The sequence below is a fragment of the Flexibacter flexilis DSM 6793 genome, assembly GCF_900112255.1.
In the GTDB taxonomy this organism is placed as follows: domain Bacteria; phylum Bacteroidota; class Bacteroidia; order Cytophagales; family Flexibacteraceae; genus Flexibacter; species Flexibacter flexilis.
Map to the genome: position 1 here is coordinate 258,159 of NZ_FOLE01000001.1, position 25,538 is coordinate 283,696.

The window sequence follows — 25,538 nt, forward strand, 5'->3', positions numbered from 1 at the left end:
TAAAACTATAAGGGTTATAAAACAACATTGTTTGTAGATTTGACCAATAACCGTTAATGACAAATCAAATCTACGTTTTCATTAAACCACATCTTAGAAAATATAATCCGTACTCAAAAAGTTGGATTTGTGGTCTTTCACGATACCATTGAGTAACTGTTTGTTCGATTCGGTTACTTTGGTGGCTACCAACGCACGAATTGAGAACGAACGCAACGCATCAAATACCGAAAGCGTTCCTTCTGCACTGTCTTTGCGGCCTGTGAAGGGGAACACGTCTGGCCCGCGTTGCGCTTGGCAGTTGATATTTACGCGGCTTACCAAATTGACAAATGGGTCGATAAGGCTAGCCACTTCTTCGGCATTTTCGCTAAAAATACTCACTTGCATACCGTGCGAGGCCTCAATCTGATATTTAAGCGGCTCTTCGAGCGAATCGAAAGGCACAATAGGAACTAATGGCCCAAATTGCTCTTCATGATACAAACGCATGGATTCCTTGACAGGATACACGACCGCAGGAATCACCAACGATTCGTTTGTATATCCACCGTTTGGGTTAATGACGTTTGCGCCTTTGGCCTGCGCGTCTTGCAGGCAACCTTGCAAATACGCTGGTTTGTTTGGTTCAGGCAATGGCGTGATTTTTACATCTTTTTCCCAAGGCAAACCCGCTTTGAGGTTGCTCACTGCCGCACTAAATTTCTCTACAAACGCAGGAGCTATTTCTTTTTGTACAAAAATCAATTTGAGTGCCGTGCATCGCTGGCCATTGAACGAGAGCGAACCCGCCAAACATTCACTTACGGCCACATCTAAATTGGCGTTGTTGGTAACGATGGCAGCATTTTTGGCATCTAAACTCAAAATCGCACGTAGTCGGTTGATATTTGGGTGCAATTTTTTGAGGCCATTCGCCACTTTGCTCGACCCAATAAACGCCAGTACATTAATTCTTCCACTTTCCATGAGTGGCGCAATAATTTCTGCGCCTTTTCCGTACAGCGTGTTTACCGCACCCGCAGGAAAAGCCTCTTGGAACGCTTTGAGCAAAGGATAATGCAGCAAAACACCATGCTTTGGCATTTTGAACAAAATCGTGTTGCCCATCAGTAACGCAGGAATAAGTGTAGTAAAAATCTCGTTGAGTGGATAATTGAAAGGCCCCATACTTAGCACCACACCGAGCGGAACTCTACGCACTTGCGCAATAGTGCCTTCGGCTTGTTGGAAACGTGAGGATTCTCTGTCCAAATCTTTGAGCGCGTCTATCGTATCGTTGATGTAATCGACGGTTCGGTCAAATTCTTTGGTGGCATCGGCCAGCGTCTTGCCAATTTCCCACATGAGCAAACGAATCACCAAATCGCGCTGCTCCAGCATCAGGAACACGAATTTTTGCATACACTTGATGCGGCCTTCTACGGACATTTGCGGCCATTCGCCCAACCCGTTGTTGTAGGCTTTTTCGGCGGCATCCAATGCCTCAAAGGCTTCTTTGGACGTAATATTGGGTATGCTGCCGAGTCTTTTACGAACCGTTTGCCCATTTTCTAACACATGCACGGAAGAGTAAATGTCGGTTACCTCGCCGCTCCATGTGACGAGTTGGCCATTGAGCAAATATTCGCGCTGCTCAATGACAGGAACGCGGAAGTTTTCGGGAATTTCGTTTTCGCTTTTAAAAACGCTAAATGTTGGATTTGAATTTGCGTTTGTCATTTCATTGTGTTTTAGTGGATATTCAATAAAAAAAAGAATAAGTTTAATATTGCTTTTTCTGCTTACCCGAAGCCATTTTATTTCAATCAAAATAAATTGGATACGGCACTTTTACGTTTAATATTTTATGAACAATATTTTTTGGAAATAAATGCCATTTTCCTGCACTATAATTAACAGATCAAATGCAAATAGTGCTCAACCCTACCCTACCTTTCACTCACTAAGATTGATTATCAGACTATTTAAAAGCAAAGCGCACTGTCCGCTAATAGGGCAATATAATTTTACTTTTGATGTACAAAACTATTTATACATAAAGTGATCAGCTATATGCCTTTCTCTTTTATTGAAAAAATTGGCAGAAGAACCAACCCAAAAACACATATTTTAGGTGTGGCACGTTGATAGATTGGGGAGAATTAACCAAATTTGATGCAAAATTTTAATCTGTTGCTACAAAAATGATGTCAAAAAAAACTTCTTATGCGGTATTGGCTGCCGCCGCGTTGTTGGCCGTATCGCGTCCGAGCTTCGCGCAATGCGACAAATGCCCGACGTTAGAACCAACGCCAGACTATTGTTTCACGTCTGCCGACTGGCCTGAACAATGCGCACAATTTGGCGCGAAATCCGACCAAGTGTATTATTCCAACAAAGCAAAAGGCAAACCCGTAACCATTACGATTCCTGCCAGCAGCGACGCGAAAGCATTGTTAGCTTTAAGCAATGCCAATAAAAAATTGAAAGTAGCCGACGTTTTGTTTTTGGGCGAAGCCTTCAAAAAATGGGCGGTAGAAAAAAATAAAATTGGTTATACAAAACTACCTTCAGGCCTCGAATACAAAGTTTTGACCAAAGGCACTGGCCCCAAACCCATCGCGGGAAAAAACGTAACCGTGCATTACAGAGGCTCATTGGAAGACGGCAAAGTATTTGATAGCTCCTTCGACCGCGGCGAACCTGCCACCTTCCCTATTGGCGTTGGCCGCCTGATTAAAGGTTGGGACGAAGGTATTCCGATGTTTGAAGAAGGTACGCGCCTGATGTTGCGCATTCCGCCCGAATTGGGTTACGGCAGCCGCGACATGGGCAGTATTCCGCCAAACTCTACGCTTTATTTCGAGATAGAAATTATCAAAGCTGAGCAATAAATTACAAAAGCAAACGCCTCTTGAATAAATTAAGAGGCGTTTGCTTTTTTGAAGGATTAAGAAAGATGGAATTTTATTTGTGTTATTACAAATATTCGTTAAAAGCTGACTATTTGCCAGTAAACTGTTGCTGAACTGATTTGACAAAGTCCACTGAAACGCCTGCAAGCGTTGCACATTGTTCCACTGTCAAGCCCATAAATAAGGCATTTTTTACCGTTTCCGTTTTTACTGCCAAGTTTTCAGCTTCTCTTGCTTCTTTTATTTTCCTACTCTCCGCTTTTACCGATTCAGCATTACGAGCAATTAAAATTTCCAAAGACGCTTTTTCGTCGGGTGTCATCTTTCGACTGTCCAACTCATCAATGGCAACTTTGAGCCATTCTTCGTCCCAAAATTTGGGAAATTGTGTCGGTTGAGTAACTGTATGTATCGTTTTCATCGTATAAATCAGTTTTTGTAAGTCCGTCTGACAATCAACATCTTGCAACGTAAATTTATCTAACTCCACTGTAACAAACGTCATTTGGTCGTCAAAAAGTTCGGCTTTTTCATTTCGTAGGTTTGCCAAAGTGTGAAAGTCGTCGTAAGGTAGAATATTGTTTGCCAAAATAGCCACACAATAGATTTTTGTCAGCGTGCCATAGTCAAACTTTCCTCGTTTTACCATTGCGTTAAACTTATGCAACGCGTAAAACTTCATACGTTGTACAAAATATGGGGCATCGCCATACTGCATTTCTACGATAAAATGATTGTCATTTTCATCGGTACAAGCCAAGTCAAAAATACCGCTTCTGCCATCTTGTGTGATACCTTCAAAAGTGTTTTTGTCAAATTTAACCTCTTTTATGGGGACATCAGACTTGATAAATGCTTGCAAAGCTCTACGCAAGAAAAGCGTATTGGCTTCATTGCCAAAAGTAGCCTTGAACCCATAGTCCGAGATTATCGGAATAAATATTTGGTCGTCTGTGTACAGTGCCTCCATGAAACAAAGTTACTCAAAATCAAGGCATTTACCAATAGATATTAATAGGCACTTTCTGCGGTAGTCGCTAACGGTCAAGTATTGGCGAAGGCGCTACTTTCCTATTCAGCCGTTACTGCCCCTGCCAACGAGTTCCGAACTTGCAAATTGTTCTGAAACCCGCATGATTTATACCCTTGTTGCGCCCAGTACTTATTTTTATAAATCTCAATATTTTAAAACAATAAAGAAAAACCAGATTTACTTTTTTGGAATTTATCCAACTCCGATTCGTAAAATTTTATTTGCTGACGACAAATAAAATCTCTAAAAATATTCAAATCTTCCTTTTCTTCTGTTTCATTTAACGAATCAATATATTCAGCTCTATCCTCTGTAAATATTTTAATCAATGGCTCATGATGGTATAACTGAATATAGTTCATTAATAAACGAGTAGTTCTACCATTTACATCACCGAAAGGATGAATATTTACAAAGTTATAGTGAATATCCGCCGACAATTTAATAATATCATCACCTTTTACTTTATCAATCCTGTCATTTATATTTTTCACCAAATCGCCTAAGAGATTTGGTATCTTTTTAAAATCAGGAAAATACTTTTTATCAACATAAACTTGGGCTAATCTTAAATCCCCTTTTGATGTATCAAAATCACCAGAAATTGTGCTGGTCATTGCGCCAGTTGATTTCATAACCAAAGCATTTATCTCTTGAATAAATTCAATTGACAATTTTCGCTTATTTATTGCATCCTGTTTAATCTTGACAAACGCATTAAAATGGTCTTTAACCATTAAATGGTCTGTCAATGGTTTGCCTTGAGCTGTAATATTGTTTTCTAATAGAACTTTGGTGTCTGTTTCTGTAAGCGAACAGCCTTCAATTTTGGATGAGTTATAGACAATAGAAATCATACAAAATTTCTCATAATCAATCGAATCCATTATTCGCTGATTTATATACTGTTCTCGTAATATGCGAAGTTTATCCCACATTGTTTTTTCTGCAAATATACTAAAAATATTACTTTAGCCGCGTCCAAGTATTGGGCGTAACGGGATTAGGTTGCAAAAGTGGCGGGTTTCTGTCTGTCAAGCATAAGTCTTTCAAAATTGGACATTAGCCCCTATTGCGAAAACATTTTGTTGGCGGCTGGGCTACTGTTCAACGCTATCATCATCTTCATCGTAAAGGTTAGCCATATCGGCTAATATCCTAATTAGCTCTTGTTTAATCTCTATTGGTAAGTTTGGTTGGTCTAATATTGATTGGGCAAAATGATTTACAAATTCACTACCAACGCTTTTGTAAGCTGCCCCATAAATAATTGAAAACAAGTCAAGCTTATTTGTTGTTAATGCCAAACTTAAAGAATTGCTCCATGCGTCTGAATCCCATGATTGAACACATGCAGTCATTAAAAATGCAGTCAATGCAGATTCCAACTCTCCTTTTAAGCTTAATGAAACACCATAATTAAACCATGCCATTCCATTCAGTGGATTTACTTTAATTGCCTCGTAAAAAAGTTGTTCGTTGTTTTTGTCTATTCCTTCGCTTGCAAGTTTTTCAGATAAAATTTGGTCAATGTTAAGATTGTCAAGTTTTTCGTCTGTTAAAGTTTTTGCAATCATGGATTTCAAGATAAACTCATAAGCAAAGGGATTCGGTTTGGTTTGTTGACTAATTAATTTATCAAAATACACCATTGAATCCGAAAACTTTCCTTGAAAGAATTTACAATCTCCTATCAATCCAAAAACTAAAGGTATGTTCTGGTCAGCTTTTAGTGCATGGCTTTTTTGATAAAATGCTTCAGCAATTTTGTAATGTCCAGTCAAGAAAAAAATACCTGCATATTCAAACCACCAATAGTGTCGGTTTTTATACTTGGGTTCAAATTTTCTTGCATTTTGGTAGTTTAAACTGGACAAATAATAATTACTTGATGAACGAAATGAGTTTGCCAAGTTATAAGATAGCATACCTTTCATGTACAAATCAGTAATCTTCTCAATGGCAAAAATTAAATTGTCTTGATAAAGTTTATTTAGGGATTTATCCCTATTTAAAATAAGTATTGAACTGTTTAAGAATTGAAATTCATTTATCCTGTTAGTTAAAATAAATGTTTTTGCAAGTTCATTTACTTCCAATATTTTGTCGTTGCGAATTGCAGTTTGAGTGAGAACTATTAAAGATTCCATTGGCAAATAGTTGCCCGTGTAATCTTTAATAGTGTGTTGAATAATCTTTATAGCTGATTTGATATTCTTATCACAATTGAGAAGAGAAAAAAGCAGCAAGCATTCCGATAATGCCTTAGGAATATTGTAGGAGTCAAGGTTAGGAAGGAAAAGAAAGTTTTCATTCCCTAAAAGCTTCACTGGTTGAAGTTGATGTGTTTTGCCTTTAGCTGTAATTGTGATTTCAACTATTTCTGCTCGCGTAGTTTTATATTCTAACAAGCAAGTATTTGGTAAGAGATGATTCTCAAATTGAACCACGTCATTGAAAAAATACTTCAAGTATTTCACAAGGCATTTATGAAGTAATTTGGTTTTGGGATTGCAGCTTTGATAAGCAATGTTGATTTTTGAAGGCAAGTCATTGGTAAAAGCGCTTTCCAACTCAACAAAGAAGTTTGCAGAAATAAGATTTTTAGAAGTTAGAGAGATTGTATATTTTTTTTGTTTCTCTTTTTTCAAAACGATATTCTCTTTTATTTCATTAGTCCACACGCCCCAAAATTTCTTTGATTGGGAACTGAAAAAGATTAGAAGAACAGGAAGTGTAATTGTATTCCAATACTCAATATTATCCAGTGAAAGTTGGTATGAAATTGTGTCGTTGATAATTTCGCTATCAGTGCCTTTAAGCTGAACAAAGAACAATTGTCCAGTAGAATTATTGCTTTTAAAAATCTCGACTAAATAGTCCAGTCCATAATCTGCACCTAATTCCCTCGCTACCCAAGTATCAGGGATAAGTGATTCAAATTGCTTCTTTGACTTCGTTTCAATTATATGTTGTTGAGGTCGTTTCATTATGTCTTTGCAAAGAATTGTTTTATCTGTTCCTGAAAGTTCTTCATTGTTATTGTATTATTTCTTAAAATGCCACCAACATCCGTACAAACGAACCCCGTGCCATTCCTCCGCAAAATCCTAAACAAATACAATATTTACAAATATTTTTATATTTTATTTATTAACAGTAAGAAAAAAAGGCGGACACCGCCAGCAAAAAAAGCATGGCTTTTCAAAAGGCTTTTTGCCTTGCGCCTTTCCGAATTGCGGAAGGTTGTGTAATTTTGGGGCAATGGAAAAATTTATAGTATCGGCTCGTAAGTACCGCCCCGCCCAATTCGATTCGGTGGTCGGGCAATCGCACATCACCACCACCCTCAAAAACGCCATCGCCAACAACCATTTGGCACAAGCATTTTTGTTCTGTGGGCCTCGTGGTGTCGGCAAAACCACCTGTGCGCGTATTTTGGCCAAAACCATCAATTGCACCAACCTGACACCCGAACACGAAGCCTGCAACGAGTGTGAATCCTGTGTTAGTTTCAATAACAATGCATCTTTCAATACGCACGAGTTAGATGCCGCCTCCAACAACTCCGTGGACGACATCCGAAATTTGGTGGAACAAGTGCGCTACGCGCCACAATCGGGGCGTTACAAAGTCTATATCATCGACGAAGTGCACATGCTTTCCAACGCGGCTTTTAACGCTTTTCTCAAAACCTTAGAAGAGCCGCCCAGCTACGCCATTTTCATTTTGGCAACCACCGAAAAACATAAAATCATCCCGACGATTTTGTCGCGTTGCCAGATTTTTGACTTTAACCGCATTCATCTCAACGACATTGCGGGACATTTGGCAGGCATTGCCCAAAAAGAACACATCATCGCAGAGCCTGAGGCCTTGCGCCTGATTGCCCAGAAAGCCGACGGCGGTTTGCGCGATGCCTTGTCGCTGTTCGACCTGATAAGCACGTTTGCCGCAGGACGTGGCATTACTTACGCCCAAACGATTGAGAATTTGCACATTCTCGACTACGACTATTATTTCAAAATTACGGATAGTTTTTTGCAAGAAAATCTCCCGCAAAGTCTTTTGATTTTTGATGAAATTTTACGGAAAGGCTTTGACGGTCATAACTTTATCGTGGGACTTTCCGAGCATTTGCGCAACCTGATGGTTTGTAAAGATGCGGCCACCGTCCGACTGCTGGAAGTGTCCGAAGACGTGCAACAACGCTATTTGCAACAAGCCCAAAATGCGTCGGTGTCGTTTTTGCTGACGGCCTTAAATGTGGTTTCGGGCTGCGATATGCAATACAAAAACAGCAAAAACCAACGGCTTTTGGTGGAGTTGGCACTCATGAAAATTTGCTATTTGCAACGAGCCATAGACCTTGCACAAGCTCCAACGGAAACGGTTTCTTCCGAAGAAAAAAAAAAGCCTAATCCCCAACCCGTCGTAAGTGGCGGAGCTGTGCCCACGACTCCCAACATAGCTCCACCACCTGCACACCTCAAAACCGCAACGCGTATCCCGACGGCAGCCGAGCTGGCCACCAAAGCAGCCCAAACGCAACCCGCTGCCGCAATGCCAACAGCCGTAACACAACCTACGGCTACGCCGCAACCCGCCACAACGCCAGTGGTTGCGGCGGCTATCATCACCAACAACGATTTTAGTTTTGAGCAATTACAAACCGCGTGGCAGGCTTTCGCGGAAATATTGCGCAACAAGCAAGACTACGCCAATTTGGCCACAGTCAGCAACAAAGAATACAAATTACAAGGACAACAAATTGTTTTACAAGTATTTAACCCTTATGAGCAAAAGCAATTTGCAGACCTCAAGCCACAGCTATTGGGCTTTTTGCGCGAGCAATTGCACAATAATTTGATTGATGTCCTGACGGAAATCAAACCACCTTCGCAGGAGCAGTTGGTGGCACATTCGCCGCAAGACAAGTTTGCGCGATTGTTAGAAAAATATCCGTTGGTACAAGAACTGCGCGACCGTTTGAATTTGGATATTCAATAAAAAACTTGACCGAACACAAACAAAAAAGGCTGCCAAACGGTAGCCTTTTTTGCGTCATTCATTTTTATTTAAACCTAAACCTTTAGCGAAAAAACATATCGCTCTACTCTCTAAAACTCTTCTTTACGGCAATATTCCGTCCAGAACTAATGCAAAGATAAGAACAGACTTCAACTCCGCATCTTTTTTTATGCGAAAAGCTAATTTTCCTCGACGAATGATTCATTTTCCTCGATGAATGGATTTATTTTTTCGACAAACACAATAGATAGTTCGAGTAAATCCACTACCCTATCGCCTTTTTTTGAGTTTATACAAACAAAAAAGGCTGCCAAACGGTAGCCTTTTTTGCGTCATTCATTTTTATTTAAACCTAAACCTTTAGCGAAAAAACATATCGCTCTACTCTCTAAAACTCTTCTTTACGGTAATATTCCGTCCAGAACTAATGCAAAGATGTATAATTTCTAGTTAACAATTGCCTTTTTTTTACAAAACATAACTTTTAATTGATGAATGGTATATTTCAGTTGATGAATGGTAAGTCAAAACAATATAAAACCCGAATTTCATTGACCTTTCCAACCAAAAATACAATTGGCTACCAGTTGGTAGCCAATTGTACGTCATTCATTTTTCATTTTAAACCTAAACCTTTAGCGAAAAACACATCGCTCTACTCTCTAAAACTCTTCTTTACGGCAAACCCCGTCCAGAACTGAAGTAAAGGTAATATGCTACTCATTAGGAGAACATTCTTTTATACCAAAATCTACAAAGGCTCGGTAAAACCACGGTTTTACTCGGCGAATTACTTTTATTCTGCCAATAATCTTGTTCCGTCTTTGTCCACGGTGGTTACGATGGCATTGGCCGCTACGCCTGCGGACTCAAACGCTCCCACAATGGCTTTTTGAATCTGCTCGGCCTTCTCCAATGATTCGGTAATCGCGAACACGGCAGGCCCCGAACCCGAAATAGTCATGCCGTCTGCGCCAGCCTCCAAAGCAGCTTTTTTGGCAGCGTCAAAACCTTTGATAAGTTTGGCGCGAACAGGCTCTACTACCACATCGTTGAGGCTACGCGCAAACAGCGAATAATCGTTGCGCGCGAAAGCCACCGTAATCAAAGCGGTATTGGCCATATTGGCTACAAAATCAGCCATTGGAATCATTTTGGGCAATACGTCGCGGGCGTCTTTGGTCAGGACGGTAAGTTCTGGCTTTACCAACACCACGTACAAATTGTCGATGTGCCCGATGGCCGTAACGTCCAGCGGCACGCACGAACGCGTAAGCGTAGCCCCTCCCAACAAGCAAGGCGAAGTGTTATCCGCAAAAAAGCTACCCGAAACCACTTCTTCGGCTTTGGTGGCCGCCAAAATCAAATCATCTTTGGAAAGTTTGCTTCCGTACAAATAATTGGTAGCAAAAGCCGCCGCACAAGCCGAAGCCGCACTCGAACCCAAGCCCGACCCCGCTGGAATGCCTTTTTGCAAGCGAAGTTCCACGCCTCCACGCTCGCCAAGCATCTCCAACACGGCGGCGGCGGCAATGCCTGCCGTATTTTTCAAAGGCTCAGTAGGCAACGAATAATTGTTGTCGCCCATGCTCAAAAAAACACCTGCTTGCGTGGTCGCACGCGCATAAAGTGTGTCGCCCCAACCGCGAACAGCCATTCCCAAAACATCAAAACCCGGCCCAATGTTACCGATGGTTGCAGGCGCAAATACTTTAATCCAATACATATTTTTTTAGTGAATAATTTATAAAAACAAATGCCCCTGATTTCCCAGAGGCATTTTTATGAAATACAATACAAAAACAATGCGTTTGTACATCAATCCGTAAAAACCTTAAACTCTGGCGCGTGTTTGGTGGGCGTGAATTCCGTTATTTCGTAGTCGGCCAAGCCATTCGTATAGAATGGGTCTTCCGTCAGAATTTGCTCCAATTCTGTACGCGTGAGTTGATGCGCCAAGATAATGCCGCCTGTGCGAGGTACTTTTCTACCTGAAACAATGAGTTTGCCCGCCTGATAGTATTTGTCCAAGAATGCCGAATGTGCTGGCAAATGCGCATCAAGCTCTTGTAAATCCTTTTTGTATGTAAGCGAAATCAAAAACATCTGTTCCGAAATTATTTGAAAAAACAATAGAAAATCACCGTTAGCGGCTCGAATCACAATACTATCAACTTTTTATCAGAAAACAATCTTTTTATTATATTTTTTGAAAAACAAAAGAAAAGCCCCGCAACTAACATGTCGCGGGGCTTTTGCATTCGTATATAAGTATCTGAAAAATTATGCTTTATCGAATGTGCGAAGCCTTAGGCTTCTTTCACGAATTGAACTTCAGCCACGATGCGTACTTCGTCACTTACTACTACGCCACCCGCTTCAGTTACTGCGCTCCATTGCAAATCAAAATCTTTACGATTGATTTTGCCGCTTATTGAGAAGCCAGCTTTAGTTTGGCCGTAACCGTCCACTACGATACCACCGAAATCAACGTCAAGCGTTACAGGGCGCGTTACGTCGCGGATTGTAAGCAAACCTTCTACTTTACCACCTACTACAGAGGCACTTGTAGAAGTGAAACGTACTTGAGGGAATTTAGCAGCCGAGAAGAAATCATCTGATTTCAAGTGGCCGTCGCGTTGGTCGTTGCCAGTGCTGATAGAATCAACTTCTGCCGTAAAAGTAACTTTCGCGTTAGTAAGTTTCTCGTCGTCAGCCGTGATGCTTGCCGCATATTTCGAGAAGCTACCAGTTACGTTGGTAATCATCAAGTGTTTTACTTTGAATTGGATTTCACTGTGGAATGGGTCGATAGACCATTTTGAAGTTGCCATAATATTTGAAATTTTAAAATGTTATAAATGTTTTTATTAAGATAAATATTGTTTTAATTCACCAAAAAGAAGACCACTCCCTCCCCCATAATGTTGCACGACGGGCACAGCAGGCCATTGCGTTTGTACGGTTTGGCGTATGTGCTGTTCCTGCGCTTCGGTCAGGCCGCTACTGAGCAGCACTAACTTTAGGTTGGGTAATCCTACTGGCCAAGCATCAACGTCAGGCTGTATGGTTTGTGCTTTCCATTGGGTTTGGTTGTTAATCACCCTGTGCAGCACTTCCAAAATATCCGCGTTCGCACCAAAGACCAGTATATTCGTATTGTCTTCCATTGTTTATTCGTACATTGGTACTTCCATTAACAAAAATTCTGCGTCGGAAGTAGCCGTAAAAGTTACAGAATCTGTGTCCCAAACACCGAAGCCGTCGCGCGTGTCAAGGGCTTGGTCGTCGGCCAAAACGCTACCACTCAACACAAACACATACAGGCCGTTACCGTTCTTTTTGAAATTGTACGTCTGTTTTGTGCCAGCCTCAAACTTGGCTAAGTGAAACCACGCTTGTTGATGAATCCAAACGCCTGCGTCGTCGGGATTGGGCGATAAGATTTGCTCAAATTTGTTTTCGCGGTCTGCAACGCTGAGCGTTATTTGGTCATAACGTGGCGTAACATTCTTTTTGTCTGGATAAACCCAGATTTGCAAAAACTTCACTTCGCTGTCTTTGTTCTTGTTGTATTCGCTGTGATAAATGCCTGTTCCTGCGCTCATTACCTGAATGTCTCCGTTCTGAATCACGGCTACATTTCCCATACTGTCGCGGTGCTCAAGGTCACCAGCCAACGGAATACTAATAATTTCCATGTTGTCGTGTGGGTGTTTACCAAACCCCATACCTGCCGCTACTGCATCATCGTTTAGCACTCTCAATGCCCCGAAACCCATTCTTGTTGGTTCGTAATAATGAGAAAAACTAAAGGAGTGAAAACTTTTTAACCAACCCAAATTGGCGATACCACGAGTGTTGGCTTTATGTAACACGGTCTTTTTCATTGTATTATCCTCCGACAGTCAATTTTAGTTTGTTGGTGTTGCTGACTGTTTGATTTTGATAATGCAAAGGTATAGCCTCCCGCATGGCTGGCCAATAAGCTAAATTAAGAAAAAAAATTAAGGTAGATTAAGTCCGTTGGCGGCCAGCCCAAAAACACTACTCGGTTGCGCTTATGCGTACCAGACACATGAGCGCAACCGAGTATCAAATTATTGTATTTCAATTAGTTAAATATATTTTTTTATTCGTCATTGTCGCCTCTGAGCCGTTTCAAGAGCATTTTGGTAAACTCTTTTTCGGTTTTGTAAAGCGTAGCCAACTGGCGCGGAGAAATCACTTTGAGCAATTTTTCAAAATATTCTTTATCCAAATCCGCTTCCGAACGCCGAAACGCCAACATCTTGCGCATATCGGCCACCAACTCTTCGTCGGGCGCGTCAAGATTGGCATTTTCTACGCGCAATTGCTTCATGGATTTGCGAATTTCTTTGCGCTTGGACACGTATTCATTGTAAACAGGCCAAAACGTTTTGGCTTGTTCGGAATTAAGATTGAGCCGATTGGTAATAATGGCAATTTTAGCGGTTTCGATACGCTGCTGGCGGCGTTCACTTTGCGCCTGCGCCTTCAGACCTACGCAAAACAGCATTACCAACAAAATAAGATACTTTTTCATGTACGTTGTTGTCGTGTTGAGTTATCATTTTTACTTTATCAGAAAAGAGAAAATGAAGGGAATTGCTAATGTATGTGTGCTTGGTAATCCTTAATCTATCAAATCTTCGTCGCGCAAACCTTCCAGTTCTATTTGTTCTATCAGCGAATCTTGGCTTACTTCAGGCAACACAATCATTTCTGTTTCAATGGGTTTGCCAGATTGTGCATAAAATTCCATGATGTCGGCAGATTCTGTTTCGGCTTCGTCCTGCAAATATTGTTGCACGTCGTCGGTGCTAATGGCCGCCAACGATTTTTCGATAGCAGCATCATTATTTAGCGTGTTTTGTTTTGTCCAAAATAAGGCCACCAACATCAGTGCAAGGCAAGCCACCGCCACGCCATACGCAGGACTCCACAGCACCGACCAATCCCAACGGCTGGCCGTCGTTTTGGCGTTGGCGATACGCGCCTGAATACGCGCAGGCAACCACTCAAAATATTGCGCTGGCGTAGTAAAAATATTGCGTTTGGCTGGCAAAAACAACAAATCTTCTTCGCCTGCGATACGATTTTCCACACGCTTTTCGAGCCGCTCAAAATAACCTTCTGGCGTAGCGAATGGCTCTGTTTGGCGCGGCCTGTCTGGCAACCGAAAACCTTTATTTATATTTTCCATACTTTAACCTAAATCAATCTGTTTTGCTCATGTATTCTTCTATCTTCTTGACGGCCAAGTGATAAGAAGCTTTTAATGCCCCTACGGACGTGCCTACGATTTCCGAGATTTCTTCATATTTCAACTCGTCGTAGTATTTCATGTTAAAAACTAACCGCTGTTTTTCGGGTAGCCGAAGTATTGCTTTCTGAAGTTTTAGCTCAATGGCATCGCCGCTCAATTGTGCGCCGCCGTCCGTGAGTTTGGCCGTCAGCTCTCCTTCCACGTCCACGATGGGCAAAAAGAAACGCTGGCGTTTTTTCTTCAAAAAAGTAAGACATTCGTTGGTTGCGATTCTGTAAATCCACGTAAACAACTTGGATTGTTCCTTAAAATCGGGCAGATAACGCCACACTTTAATAAAAGTTTCTTGCGTGAGGTCGTCGGCATCGTCGTGGTCAATCACCATTTTGCGAATGTGCCAATAGACGCGCCGCTGATATTTTTGTATCAGGACATTAAAGGCTTGCTGCCGCGTGTCGGGCTGAGCAAATTGCTCCAAAATGATTGCGTCGTCTAACAAATTTCTTCGTCGTTGTTTTGTGTAGGTTGGAACAAAAATTTACAAAAAGGTTTAAATATACTTTCAAAAATCTTGCAATGCGCTTGTGTTTTGCGTTTTGGTTCACAATCTATCTTATTCATAAAACAAACAGCCCCAACAACTTGCGCTGCGGGGCTGAGAGATTGAGTTAGGTAGTAATAATATTTTTAGTCCACCAGCAAAGCTAGTTGCACCAATTCGCCCGCCATGCGGAGTTTGTGCGATTCGAGCATTTTCCGACTTAGTTCAAATTTTAAAATATCATTATCCAACGTTACAAAATTAATAGCTGCGCCTTTTTTGGTAAGTCCCTCACGTTCGGCCACAATCAAAACAGGCTGGCCTTTGGTTTTTTCCAAAAGCGGCTTTAGTTCTTTGCTTTTGTTGTCGGCCAAATACACCAACTGCGTTGTGCCAATATCGTTGGCAGTATTAGCCTTACGAATCACAATATTATAGCCTTCTGGTGTTTTTTTTATTTTGGCCATTGCTTGTAGCTCCGCAACGAGGGGAGTCTCCCCTACCACCGTAATCACAAACTCGTTGTTGAGGGGCGGGGAAGGCCATTTGCTATACTTCACGAAATTGTATAAGAATAACGATTGCGCTTTATAATTCATCTCTTGGGCTTGCGCAGCCATCGACACAAAGCCTAATAGCAGTACAAAAGATATTTTGATAAGAAGATTTTTCATGCTCAGAAAAGATGTTTAGTTGGAGAAATGGATTGCTACTTTTTGCTTTGTAGTGTGTAATTAAGCTTTACTACAAATTCTCGCGAACTACCAGCCATCGGGGTGCTCAGGCCATAATAAGGCTGTACATATTTAAATTGCTGATTAAATAAGTCGTACACGCCTACGCCAGCCGTAAGACCAGTGTTGGCAATATTTTCGTAGCGTACAAACACATTCGCCAACAAAACGGGGTCAAAAGTTCTAAGTCTTGGATATGGGCTACCATCGCTTTTTATGCCAATATCATAACCATAACGTTTGCTATAAAATGAAGCTGATGGATTGACTGTCAGCTTTTTAGTAATATTATACGAAACATTTAAATTAACTTTATGCGCAGGGAAACCTAATGACAGATTTTTTGTAACAGTATTGCCAAAACTAATGGCACCATTATTCTGAATTGCTTCGCGTGCAGAATACACACCTATCAAGTCTTTGCCGCCTGTAGAATAAAAGGCATAATTCGCACTCAAATAGCCCCACTTTTGTCTGATTTTGTATTCCAATTCGACACCTCGGCTACCTGTTTTTTTGAAGTTGCTATACACGCTTTGGTGCGTAGTTTCAGTGCTATAATACACAATTGCATTTCGGGTAGTAATTTCATAGAAATTAGCCGTCAGGAACATATCGCGCGTGAGCTGATAACCTACCTCAATTTCAAATACAGAAGTTTTTTCGGGCTTCAAGGTCACTTGCTCACCAATTACGGCTGTAGAATCAACCGAACCGTCAGGTCGTGTCCCTAATGTATATTGTCCATCATAAGCCAATTTTACGTTTTGGATACTTGGCGCACGGAATGCCTGACTATACAAAGCCTTGAAATTGAATCGTTTGATTTTCTTGGTAATCCCTAAACGAGGCACAAACGCTTCGCCATAGCGCGTATTTTTATCATAGCGTGCCCCTACAATAATATTGGCCAAACGTGTTTTGTATGTGCCTTGTGCAAAAAATGCTAAATTTTTGTATTCTACTTTGGTAGAATCTATCAAATCATTAGTGCTTTTATCTTCTTCGTAGGCTTGGTCTTCAAAATATTCGCCACCAAAAATGACATTTAACTTTCTATTAAAATCATAAGAACCCGTTAAATTACTTTTCAAACGCATTGCGTATTGTGAATTAGGCAAATCTCTCATTGCACTGTCTGGTATGTTTTTAATGCTTACATCTGGGTTTTGCAGAATAATGTTCACGCGCGGTGTAAGTGTCAATTTATTACTAATCTTCGCTTCATATTTTAGCTCCGAATAAATAGAGTTAAGCGACTGGTCAAGAATACCTTGTCCTTTTTTATTAATGTACGCAGGATTTTCTAATGTATATTTATCCAAAATCGTCCTAAAACTCAGGCCTTTGTATTTTGCCCCAACATTCAAATTCATATCCCGAATATTGGATTTGTCTTTGAGTGTTACGAATTTGCCCAAAGAGTCAATATCGCCGCCTCTTCCAGAAATACCCTTCGGAAAAAAAGAGAAAAAGTCATTGTTATCGCTGCGATTAGCTGTTCCCACAAATCCAGAAGCATCAAGTTCCCAGTTTTTAATTTTCTTGCCTGCCGAAACTTGTACATTGGCACGGCCTAATGTCTCTTGCATTTGCCCACCCGTAACAGCCGCCGAAATACCATTCAGCTCCGCTTTTTTGGTGATAATATTGATAACCGCAAACTCCGCAAAGCCGCCATAAACAGCAGAACCCGGCCCACGAATAATCTCAATGCGCTGAATATTTTCGATAGGATAATGATTGCCAAAAGTCAAAGACGCGCTAAAAATTTCGTTCATTTCTTGGCCATCTATCATCAAAAGCACTTTGCCTTCGTGCGCCCAGTTGCCACGAACACCCAGCCCCACGATGCCGTTGCCTTGCAAACCAAAATCAAAACCTGGCACTTGACGCAAAACGTCCATCAAATCACGTGCGCCTGACTTCTGGATTTCCTCTGCCGTAATCATACTCACGATGCTTGGCGACTCACGCGCCGACAGCGATTTTTTGGAAGCCACACCCACAATGGAGTTGATGAGCTTTTCTAGCTCCGAGGAAACACCCGAAGCACGGAGCTTTTCCAAGTCCGCAATAGACATGTCGTAATACTTAGAAAGTGTATCCGTTTGGGCAGTTGGCGCTGTTTGAGCTAAGGCCTTTTGTCCAGACAACCAGCAACTTACGAGAGCTGCCAAACATATTAAAAAAGATTTATTGTGTTTCATTTTTTGTAAAGATTAGTAGTCTAACTTACAATTGTTGAGATAAAGAAGAATAGTCATGTTCGTTTGGCTATATTAACACCAAAGCCCCTTTTTTATTGTTGCAAATAACAGGGTATGTAATAAAATCACTGAGATTTCTGTTCCAAACGGATATTAGAGTTGTTGAAACATCCGTAAATTTGGTTGATTCGGTTTGGGCGTTGCCTTTTCGTACTGGCGAATTACTTGCCCCAAATTTTTCAGGAAATTAAAACCCAAGCCATAAGCATAAACCCCGTCGTTGTAAACGCAGTTTTCGTTTACATTAATAATAGCCGAAATCATAAATTCGGTATTATTCTCAAAATCAGCTATATAAGCACAGTCAATCTGATAGCCATACGATAGCCCCACGATATTGAAAATCCGCAAATTGTCCGTAATCGTGTCCATGCGTTGCCCATACAACAGGTATTTTTTGTAACTGTCGTTGTAAGGGCGGCGTTTGTATTCGGCAAATTCCGACTCGCGCGGGTAACGACTCATGTATTTGCGGATAAACTGATAATCTTCTGTTGTCAGGTCAAAACGACGACTTTTGGGCACGGAATACGGAAATATTAAGGCCGTCAGGATGTCATGCAAATTCTTCAAAGACAAGAAATTGGAATAAGTAAACGGATATGGTTCTGCCACATATCGGCCACCGCTGTAATAACCTTTTCCTTTCAGCGTATTGGCCAACGGCACATATAACTCGCGGCTGTTGTGAGCGGCAGCTTGCTTATACAGCAATTTCTTTTTGGGTGAATAAAAACTAAAAACAGGCGTTTGGCAGTTGCCTGCGGGCGTACACGGCATGAATTTCTGAATGATACGCGCATTTTTATAACCCAACTGCTCCAAACGATCGTTTACGTAAGCTTGCCCCAGAAAATCATACAGACGATTGTAACCATTGTTATCACTTACCAACAACATTCGTTTCATGTATTCGGCCAACGTATGACGCGCGGGAAATGCTTTTTGCGCACGTTGGCAAGGCGTTGCACCCCACCCAATTATATCATTTTTAGAGATTTTAACGCCTTTCCTCTGCAAATGATTTAGTTTCTCCAGTGTCAGGGCGATGCTCGGCAGCTTTACGGTACTAGCAGGATTGAAATATTGCGTCGTGTCGAGTTGGAATGTGTGATGCTCAAAACGCGGTTTATTGTCTTTGTCCCTAAAAATGCGCGTGTAAATAATTTGCACGTCGTAATGGGGCAAATTGTTCAGCACTTTACCGAAAAGTGGCGCGTTGCTACGCAAAAGGCTATCCACTAAACCTGTGTAGTGCGCTTGACTGCTGTCTGGTTGGGCTACGGCAGTTCGAAAACACAACATACAGGCCACTAAGCAAAAATATTTAAGGTGTTTCATAGAAAATTGGGTGTTTGAGGAAAATAAACAAAAACACCTGCGCAAAATTAGGTGCTTTAGGATGTACCGAACAAAATCAGGCTAAAAAAACATTGTACTTTCGCCAGAGAATTTGACTAAAAATAATATTTGGTAACCTTGCCAACGATTGTTCAAATAAATTCATGTTATTTCTTTTAAAGTCGCGTAATTCTTGGATAACTTGCGGCTGACAATGGCTGTAATCTGACCGCAAATGAAACGACTGTTTTACAAGAAAATTCACTACAAAACCGTAAACATCAATACTTCCGCGCCCAAACCTGCGGAAGCCTCTATTTTGGTGATTTACACGGGTGGCACATTGGGCATGGTGTTCGATGAAGTAGGCAAGCACTTAGTGCCTTTTGATTTTGAGCAAATTCTTGATAAAATTCCCGAATTGAGTCGTTTTGGATTTAGCCTCACGGTTATTTCATTCAATCAGCTCATCGACTCGGCGAATGTAAGCCCTGCGCACTGGATTGCCTTGGCTACACTTATTGAAGAAAATTATGCCAAATACAATGGTTTCGTGATTATTCACGGCACGGATACCATGGCGTATAGTGCTTCTGCTTTGAGCTTTTTGCTCGAAAATCTTAACAAACCCGTAATTTTGACGGGGGCGCAATTGCCAATTGGTGCCGTGCGTACCGATGCACGCGAAAACCTCATTACGGCACTCGAAATCGCTGCTGCTCGCAAAGACGGCAGGCCGCTGGTAACGGAAGTTTGTATTTATTTCAATAACAAACTGCTGCGCGGCAATCGTGCCAAAAAAGTAGAAAGTGCGCAATTCGGAGCATTTGAGTCGGCCAACTATCCAGCACTGGCCGAATGCGGTATCCGTATAGATTATAATAGTCTGGTAATCAAGCCTTACCAGCCATTTAGTACGCTTAAGGTGTACAAGAAAATGGATACGCGTGTGGCTATTCTCAAACTCTTCCCTGGTGTAGGCCCCGAAATTGTAGAAAGCATTATCAACTTGCCCAATCTGAAAGGCGTGGTAATCGAAACGTATGGTTCGGGTAATGCGCCAACGGAGTCGTGGTTTATCGAAAGCCTCAAAAAAGCCATTAACAAAGGCATTATTGTCTATAACGTGTCGCAATGCAATGGCGGAACGGTCATGCAAGGCCGCTACGAAACCAGCAAATCACTCATGCAAATTGGCGTGTTGAGCGGTGGCGACATCACCACAGAAGCCGCCGTAACCAAACTCATGTTCTTACTGGGCAACGATGACAGCTACGGTGACGTAAAACGCAACTTAACAAGAGCTATTAGAGGAGAAATGACTGTTTAATTTTCTCTCTATCGTTTAAATATTTCATGTCCCTGCCAAGACGCTTTTGTTTTGGCAGGGATTTTTTTTGTAAAAAAAGAAATGAAACTGTGACATTTAGCATTGCCTTGCGAATAATTGTACAAAAACGAAAATCATTGATACAAATAAATATTGTTTAGATGAACAAATCAGGTGAATTTCTTTCGGTAGTGCGGCAGCATAAAGGTATTATTTACAAAATAGTTAATTCGTATTGTGCCGATGCCGAAGACCGCAAAGATTTGGCGCAAGAAATTATTATTCAGCTCTGGAAATCGTTTGAAAAATACGATACAACTTTCAAATATTCTACATGGATATACCGCATCGCGCTCAATGTTTCTATTTCTTTTTTGAGAAAAGAAGTAAGTCGAAAAAAAATAAATAATACAATAAATGATAACTTTTTTGAGCTATCTGAACAAGATATTTCGGAGCAGCCAGAAAGTAATTTAACGATTTTACAAGTAGCGATTTTTCAACTAAAAGAATTAGACAAAGCCTTGATATTGCTTTATTTAGAAGAAAAAAGCTACAAAGAAATTTCGGAAATACTCGGCATTTCAGAAACTAATATTTCCACCAAAATCAGCAGAATAAAACAATTATTAAAACAAAAAATTACTCACCTTCAAAACACTTAATACAATGGAATACAACGATTTGATTGCACTTTGGAAAAGCCAAGACGCAAAACTCGAAAAAGCCCTAAAAATGAATGACTTAATGTTGATTGAGCTGATAAATCAGAAAGCTAAATCATCGTTAAATAGCCTCATTAGATTTAAAGTACAAGGAATTATTGGCTTCGTATTGTACTTACTTTTACTTGGTTATGGGCTATATTATGCAATTACTTATTATTCATCTGGCTGGAATTATTTTATAGCGTCTGTTGGGGCTATTTTTGTGATTAACCTCAAAGGTTTTTCGGATTATATCCGCCATATTTATTTAGTCAATAAAATAAATTATGATAATAATGTTGTATTGATACAACAACAACTTTTAGATATTCAGTTGTCTATTATCAATCACGCCAAATTTATGTGTTTACAATTTCCTTTTTACTCTACTTTTTATTTGAGTAATCGTTGGTTTCCTGCACAAGTAGATACCGTATATCTGATTTTTCAGTGCTGCATGACAGGCGGACTTATTTATTTTTCGTATTGGCTATACAACCAGCACAAACCCGAAAATTTGAACAAAAAATGGTTCAGAATCATGATTTCTGGTTCGGGAGCAGCTGCCATTGCCAAAGCCCTCAATTTTTATAAAGAATTGGACGCATTTCGGGAAGAATAAAATCCAATCTCCTCCTATTGATTTATACCATTCGTTCCAAAATATTCGTTTTATTGGGAGCAATCAAACATAAATGAGAGATGAATAACAGACGAACTTTCCTTAAAAAATCAATTCCATTAGGGTTATTACCTTTTGTTCCCATTGCGGCAACAGCAGAAAATGAGACAGTTACGGCAACAGCCAATACTCTATCCAAACCCAAAGTTATTTTCTTTGATGTCAATGAAACACTATTGGATTTAGAACCACTCAAACGCTCAGTCGTAAAAACGCTCGGCGGCCAAAAAGAACTTGGAAGTCTGTGGTTTACCACCATGCTCAAATATTCGTTGGTGGCAACGGTAGCTGGTCAGTATTTTGATTTTGGGAAAATAGGAGCTGCTACCCTAATAATGGTAGCCCAAAACAATGGTATCGTGCTTACGGAAGAAGACGCAAAAAATGCCGTAAAACCTATCCTATCGCTACAACCACACGTCGAAGTAAAAGAGGCTTTGGAACTATTAAAACAACATAAATACACCCTCATTTCCTTTACCAATTCTTCCAATAAGGCCGTTGCGCAGCAGTTGAAAAATGCAGGCATCATACAACTTTTCGACGGTAGCATTAGTGTAGAAGATTATGGGAAATACAAACCCGACACGGAAGTATATCATTGGGCAGCACGCAAAATGCAAGTCCAAAATAGTGATTGTATGCTCGTGGCCGCGCACGGCTGGGACATTGCAGGTGCTCTTTGGGCAGGCTGGCAAGGTGCTTTTATTGCACGAGCAGGACAACAATTGTTCCCGTTGGCTCCTACCCCACAAATCAACCAAAAGGATTTGCTCAAAGTAGCCAAAGAAATAGTTGCGTTGTAATATGACCAAAACCATACAAGCATTATATCATACTGACAATCAACAAAATAGACTCATTTCGAATGTCAGACATAACTTTTATACAATAACAAACCAAATGTCTTACTGTAACTTCATTGCCAATTTGCCGCCATCGGAGCGCAAAACTTTGCATCAAAACTACCATGACAAACTATATGGGTTTCCAATTTCTGACGATAACGAACTGTTTGGCCGCTTAATATTGGAAATCAATCAAGCAGGTTTGAGCTGGGAAACGATTCTAAAAAAAGAAGCCTCCTTTCGGGTAGCTTACGATAATTTTGAGATTGCACGGGTGGCCGCTTACACCGACCAAGACCGCGAACGTTTGCTTCAAGATCAAGGAATCATCCGCAACAAACTGAAAATCAATGCGGCCATAGAGAATGCCAAAGCCATACAGCAACTTCAGGCGCAACACGGTTCGTTTGACCAATGGCTAGAGCTACACCATCCGCTCAGCAAAGACGAATGGGTAAAACTCTTTAAGAAAACATTTCGGTTTACAGGCGGCGAGATTGTGAACGAATTTCTGATGAGTATCGGGTATTTGCACGGCGCACACGCCGAAAACTGCCCGATTCATTCCCAAATTTTAGAGCAAAAACCCAAGTGGGTACAATAATTTGTAACAAGAAAAACGGGGAATAGACTGTAAAAAGCCTATACCCCGTTTGATTTATATACGTGTGGTTGCTTGTTATAGTTTGTGCCCCAAAAAGAATTTGCCGTGCTGCAAAATACTGGCATTTTCATTTTCCAAAACCCAGTAATAAAGTCCATCTGGTAAATTTTGTTTTTTCAGATTAACCGATTCTGTTTCAGATGTTTCAAAGCTAAAAACCTTTTTAGCTTTATTGTTATAAATCACAATGGTTAATTTTTCACTTTCAGGGTCAAAGCCATCCACCCATTTTATGTGGAAGTTATCGGTAATTTCTGCGTATTCAATTGGCTCTACTACAATTTTTTCATTGTTGTTACTTCTTACATTCAAATTCATCATATTATCCCAAGAAGCATTTTCTGCGAAATTAGCAGCTATCCACTGATTTTCAGATGGTTGTGTTACACTTTTTTCTATATCTTTTTTGTGTGACGCTATAGCCTTACTAGAGGGGGTATTTAAATTATTTTGTGCTACTGTACCTTGTGCCTCAGGTAGTGTAGTGGGTCTCATACTAAAATCAGAGGGTTTATAACGCGCAGCCTCCCTTCCGACAGTATCAATATTGATAGCCAAAGGGCTTTGCTGATTCAATGCTTGAGAGAGATTGTTGTACTGGTACCAAAGCCAAACCAATGGCGCAAGCACTGCCACAACAGCCACAGCTTGTAAAGGGCGGACATAAAACTTGCTACGTTTTTTATGGTTAGCCAAGATTTTATTAAAATTTCTTCTGGTATTTTTTTGCAGGAAATCATCCAGCTCTTCAGTAGATTTTTGATTTTTTTCTAAAAAAAATGTAATATCACTCAGAATAAGACTGCAATGATTACACTCCCTCAAGTGATCGTCAATGTGCTGTTTTTCTGATATGTCCAAAGAGCCTTTAGCATAGCTCTTCAGTGTTTCGAAAGATAAGTGTTCGCTTGCGCTGGAGTGGTTCGTCGCAGCCGATGTGATATTTTTCATGTCCAATTAAATTAAATTTTTTAATCTGCGTAATTTCTCTTTGCCCCGTCTAATCAGTGTTTTTACGGTGTCAGATGAAATATCCAAACGGTCGGCAATTTGCTGATACTGATGTCCATCTGCATATAACTCAAATGCTTCTTTCTCTCGCGCAGAGAGCAAAGCCAACAACTTTTCTTTATCATAGTCCCCTGTTGATATTTCGTTGTGGCCATTCCCGCCCAAAAGCCACCGCCCAAACTCAAAATAAGAACGTTTGCGCATGGCCTTGTGGCGCATAGCATCAAGAGTTCTGTTTTTAATAAGCGTGTAAAACCAGCCCTGCACATTAACCAACGAATTGGAAGCAATAAATTTATTTCGCTCTTGTGATGATTGCTGAAGCAAATACTCGAAAAGTTCTGCAACACAATCATGCGCCATCTCCCTATCTTCACAGATACGATAGCTATGCAATAATAGTACCTTTTCTAAGCGCAAGTACAGTACCCCTAACGCTTCCTGCTGCCCTTGGCAATATGCTTCAAATAGCTCTGTTTCGGATTGAGAATTACTCATTTTCATAATGCACTTAGCTTTAAAGATGGCGTTGTTTTGAGAAAGGTTCTGTATTTACAAACGGCAATATAGCGGCTAAATGACATTTTTCAAATATAAAGTATCCAAACTTTACAGTGCAATATATAAAATAGAGTGGTTTTTTTTAAAAGAAATATAGAGTGTCTAAAACTTATTGTATTACACAGTTTTATTTATAAAACTTTAAGAGTAACCCCTAAAGCTTATCGGCGCACAATAGAAAGCTCTGTAGTCCAGCCCATACCTGTACCTTTTGTGGCATCAGCCAGCCTGTCAAACAAAGATGGCGGAGGCGGATCCATTGGTTTTGATGGAGGCCAAAATTTGACAAATTCAAACAAGTGTTGCAACAGTCTTCTTTGTACAGGATCATAAGTAACATAAGTGCCCTCTGAGACAAATACACCACAGCTAAAACCCTCTTCGTTTACTGACTGTACTAATTTCATGACAGAATCATGATATACCCTGTCATACAGAAACGTAATTTCATAAGCATTGTACTCCATTTGTCTAATAGATTTATAAGGTGAATAATGAACTAAATTTTATACAAGACGTTTCTCGAAGGCAAAAAGGGTGACACGCTTTTCAAAAAAAAATAAAATATTTTTTAATCAACTGATTTTCAGTGCCTTTT

At 40.5% G+C, this 25,538-nt stretch carries 25 protein-coding genes; 7 read left to right on the forward strand and 18 right to left on the reverse strand.

Going from position 1 to position 25,538, the window contains the following annotated elements:
* Positions 1-93: 93 nt before the first annotated feature.
* The gene (locus BM090_RS01065; RefSeq protein ID WP_091505941.1) at positions 94-1,722 is read right to left on the reverse strand and encodes an NADP-dependent glyceraldehyde-3-phosphate dehydrogenase; all 1,629 of its coding nucleotides are present in this window, start codon (positions 1,720-1,722) and stop codon (positions 94-96) included.
* A gap of 464 nt (positions 1,723-2,186) precedes the next feature.
* Here BM090_RS01065 and BM090_RS01070 point away from each other — a divergent pair, with 464 nt between their 5' ends.
* On the forward strand, positions 2,187-2,876 hold the full coding sequence (locus tag BM090_RS01070; protein ID WP_245756661.1) for an FKBP-type peptidyl-prolyl cis-trans isomerase: 690 nt from the start codon (positions 2,187-2,189) through the stop codon (positions 2,874-2,876).
* A gap of 109 nt (positions 2,877-2,985) precedes the next feature.
* On the opposite strand, the gene BM090_RS01075 is transcribed toward BM090_RS01070, so the two are convergent.
* From BM090_RS01075 to BM090_RS01085, 3 genes are all read right to left on the reverse strand, one after another.
* Positions 2,986-3,867 carry an Rpn family recombination-promoting nuclease/putative transposase gene (locus BM090_RS01075; RefSeq protein ID WP_091505945.1) on the reverse strand — a complete coding sequence of 294 codons (882 nt, stop codon included), beginning with the start codon at positions 3,865-3,867 and terminating at the stop codon, positions 2,986-2,988.
* 215 nt (positions 3,868-4,082) lie between these two features.
* Entirely contained in the window at positions 4,083-4,868 is a 786-nt protein-coding gene (locus BM090_RS01080) for a Fic family protein (protein WP_091505947.1), read from the reverse strand.
* A 162-nt stretch (positions 4,869-5,030) separates the two neighbouring features.
* Positions 5,031-6,920, reverse strand: coding sequence for a DUF4365 domain-containing protein (locus tag BM090_RS01085; protein WP_091505949.1), 1,890 nt, complete (start codon positions 6,918-6,920; stop codon positions 5,031-5,033).
* 274 nt (positions 6,921-7,194) lie between these two features.
* Here BM090_RS01085 and BM090_RS01095 point away from each other — a divergent pair, with 274 nt between their 5' ends.
* Positions 7,195-8,940: a DNA polymerase III subunit gamma/tau gene (locus BM090_RS01095; protein WP_091505952.1), complete on the forward strand. Its 1,746-nt coding sequence runs from the start codon at positions 7,195-7,197 to the stop codon at positions 8,938-8,940.
* Positions 8,941-9,757: 817 nt separating this feature from the next.
* Here the strand turns inward: BM090_RS01095 and BM090_RS01105 are convergent.
* The 11 genes from BM090_RS01105 to BM090_RS01155 all read right to left on the reverse strand — a co-directional run bounded on the left by BM090_RS01105 (position 9,758) and on the right by BM090_RS01155 (position 19,137).
* A complete protein-coding gene (locus BM090_RS01105; RefSeq protein ID WP_091505955.1) occupies positions 9,758-10,687 on the reverse strand; it encodes a homoserine kinase in 930 nt (309 codons plus the stop codon).
* Between the two features lie 92 nt (positions 10,688-10,779).
* Positions 10,780-11,124 carry a YciI family protein gene (locus tag BM090_RS01110; RefSeq protein ID WP_245756662.1) on the reverse strand — a complete coding sequence of 115 codons (345 nt, stop codon included), beginning with the start codon at positions 11,122-11,124 and terminating at the stop codon, positions 10,780-10,782.
* A gap of 146 nt (positions 11,125-11,270) precedes the next feature.
* Positions 11,271-11,795, reverse strand: a complete 525-nt coding sequence (locus tag BM090_RS01115; protein ID WP_177199801.1) for a YceI family protein — start codon at positions 11,793-11,795, stop codon at positions 11,271-11,273.
* A gap of 36 nt (positions 11,796-11,831) precedes the next feature.
* Positions 11,832-12,131 carry a hypothetical protein gene (locus tag BM090_RS01120; protein ID WP_091505961.1) on the reverse strand — a complete coding sequence of 100 codons (300 nt, stop codon included), beginning with the start codon at positions 12,129-12,131 and terminating at the stop codon, positions 11,832-11,834.
* A gap of 3 nt (positions 12,132-12,134) precedes the next feature.
* On the reverse strand, positions 12,135-12,851 hold the full coding sequence (locus BM090_RS01125) for a pirin family protein (protein ID WP_091505963.1): 717 nt from the start codon (positions 12,849-12,851) through the stop codon (positions 12,135-12,137).
* Between the two features lie 242 nt (positions 12,852-13,093).
* Positions 13,094-13,528 carry a hypothetical protein gene (locus BM090_RS01130; protein ID WP_143083831.1) on the reverse strand — a complete coding sequence of 145 codons (435 nt, stop codon included), beginning with the start codon at positions 13,526-13,528 and terminating at the stop codon, positions 13,094-13,096.
* A 90-nt stretch (positions 13,529-13,618) separates the two neighbouring features.
* Complete coding sequence (locus BM090_RS01135; protein WP_091505968.1) at positions 13,619-14,188, reverse strand: hypothetical protein; 570 nt, start codon at positions 14,186-14,188, stop codon at positions 13,619-13,621.
* Between the two features lie 13 nt (positions 14,189-14,201).
* Complete coding sequence (locus BM090_RS01140) at positions 14,202-14,750, reverse strand: RNA polymerase sigma factor (RefSeq protein ID WP_091505971.1); 549 nt, start codon at positions 14,748-14,750, stop codon at positions 14,202-14,204.
* Between the two features lie 188 nt (positions 14,751-14,938).
* On the reverse strand, positions 14,939-15,466 hold the full coding sequence (locus tag BM090_RS01145) for a YfiR family protein (protein ID WP_091505974.1): 528 nt from the start codon (positions 15,464-15,466) through the stop codon (positions 14,939-14,941).
* 35 nt (positions 15,467-15,501) lie between these two features.
* The gene (locus BM090_RS01150) at positions 15,502-17,736 is read right to left on the reverse strand and encodes a TonB-dependent receptor plug domain-containing protein (protein WP_091505976.1); all 2,235 of its coding nucleotides are present in this window, start codon (positions 17,734-17,736) and stop codon (positions 15,502-15,504) included.
* A gap of 153 nt (positions 17,737-17,889) precedes the next feature.
* Positions 17,890-19,137, reverse strand: coding sequence for a serine hydrolase (locus BM090_RS01155; RefSeq protein WP_091505979.1), 1,248 nt, complete (start codon positions 19,135-19,137; stop codon positions 17,890-17,892).
* A gap of 235 nt (positions 19,138-19,372) precedes the next feature.
* On the opposite strand from BM090_RS01155, the gene BM090_RS01160 reads away from it, so the two are divergent.
* The 5 genes from BM090_RS01160 to BM090_RS01180 all read left to right on the forward strand — a co-directional run bounded on the left by BM090_RS01160 (position 19,373) and on the right by BM090_RS01180 (position 23,308).
* Positions 19,373-20,467, forward strand: a complete 1,095-nt coding sequence (locus BM090_RS01160) for an asparaginase (RefSeq protein WP_245756663.1) — start codon at positions 19,373-19,375, stop codon at positions 20,465-20,467.
* A gap of 161 nt (positions 20,468-20,628) precedes the next feature.
* Positions 20,629-21,132, forward strand: coding sequence for an RNA polymerase sigma factor (locus BM090_RS01165; protein ID WP_091505982.1), 504 nt, complete (start codon positions 20,629-20,631; stop codon positions 21,130-21,132).
* A 4-nt stretch (positions 21,133-21,136) separates the two neighbouring features.
* Complete coding sequence (locus BM090_RS01170) at positions 21,137-21,796, forward strand: hypothetical protein (RefSeq protein ID WP_091505984.1); 660 nt, start codon at positions 21,137-21,139, stop codon at positions 21,794-21,796.
* Positions 21,797-21,876: 80 nt separating this feature from the next.
* Positions 21,877-22,662 carry a haloacid dehalogenase type II gene (locus BM090_RS01175; RefSeq protein WP_091505987.1) on the forward strand — a complete coding sequence of 262 codons (786 nt, stop codon included), beginning with the start codon at positions 21,877-21,879 and terminating at the stop codon, positions 22,660-22,662.
* Between the two features lie 97 nt (positions 22,663-22,759).
* The gene (locus BM090_RS01180) at positions 22,760-23,308 is read left to right on the forward strand and encodes a DNA-3-methyladenine glycosylase I (RefSeq protein WP_091507769.1); all 549 of its coding nucleotides are present in this window, start codon (positions 22,760-22,762) and stop codon (positions 23,306-23,308) included.
* 75 nt (positions 23,309-23,383) lie between these two features.
* Here BM090_RS01180 and BM090_RS01185 read toward each other — a convergent pair whose 3' ends face one another.
* The 3 genes from BM090_RS01185 to BM090_RS01195 all read right to left on the reverse strand — a co-directional run bounded on the left by BM090_RS01185 (position 23,384) and on the right by BM090_RS01195 (position 25,347).
* Positions 23,384-24,319, reverse strand: coding sequence for a hypothetical protein (locus BM090_RS01185; protein WP_091505990.1), 936 nt, complete (start codon positions 24,317-24,319; stop codon positions 23,384-23,386).
* 6 nt (positions 24,320-24,325) lie between these two features.
* Positions 24,326-24,883 carry an RNA polymerase sigma factor gene (locus BM090_RS01190; protein WP_091505992.1) on the reverse strand — a complete coding sequence of 186 codons (558 nt, stop codon included), beginning with the start codon at positions 24,881-24,883 and terminating at the stop codon, positions 24,326-24,328.
* A gap of 218 nt (positions 24,884-25,101) precedes the next feature.
* Entirely contained in the window at positions 25,102-25,347 is a 246-nt protein-coding gene (locus BM090_RS01195) for a hypothetical protein (RefSeq protein WP_143083832.1), read from the reverse strand.
* Positions 25,348-25,538 lie beyond the last annotated feature (191 nt).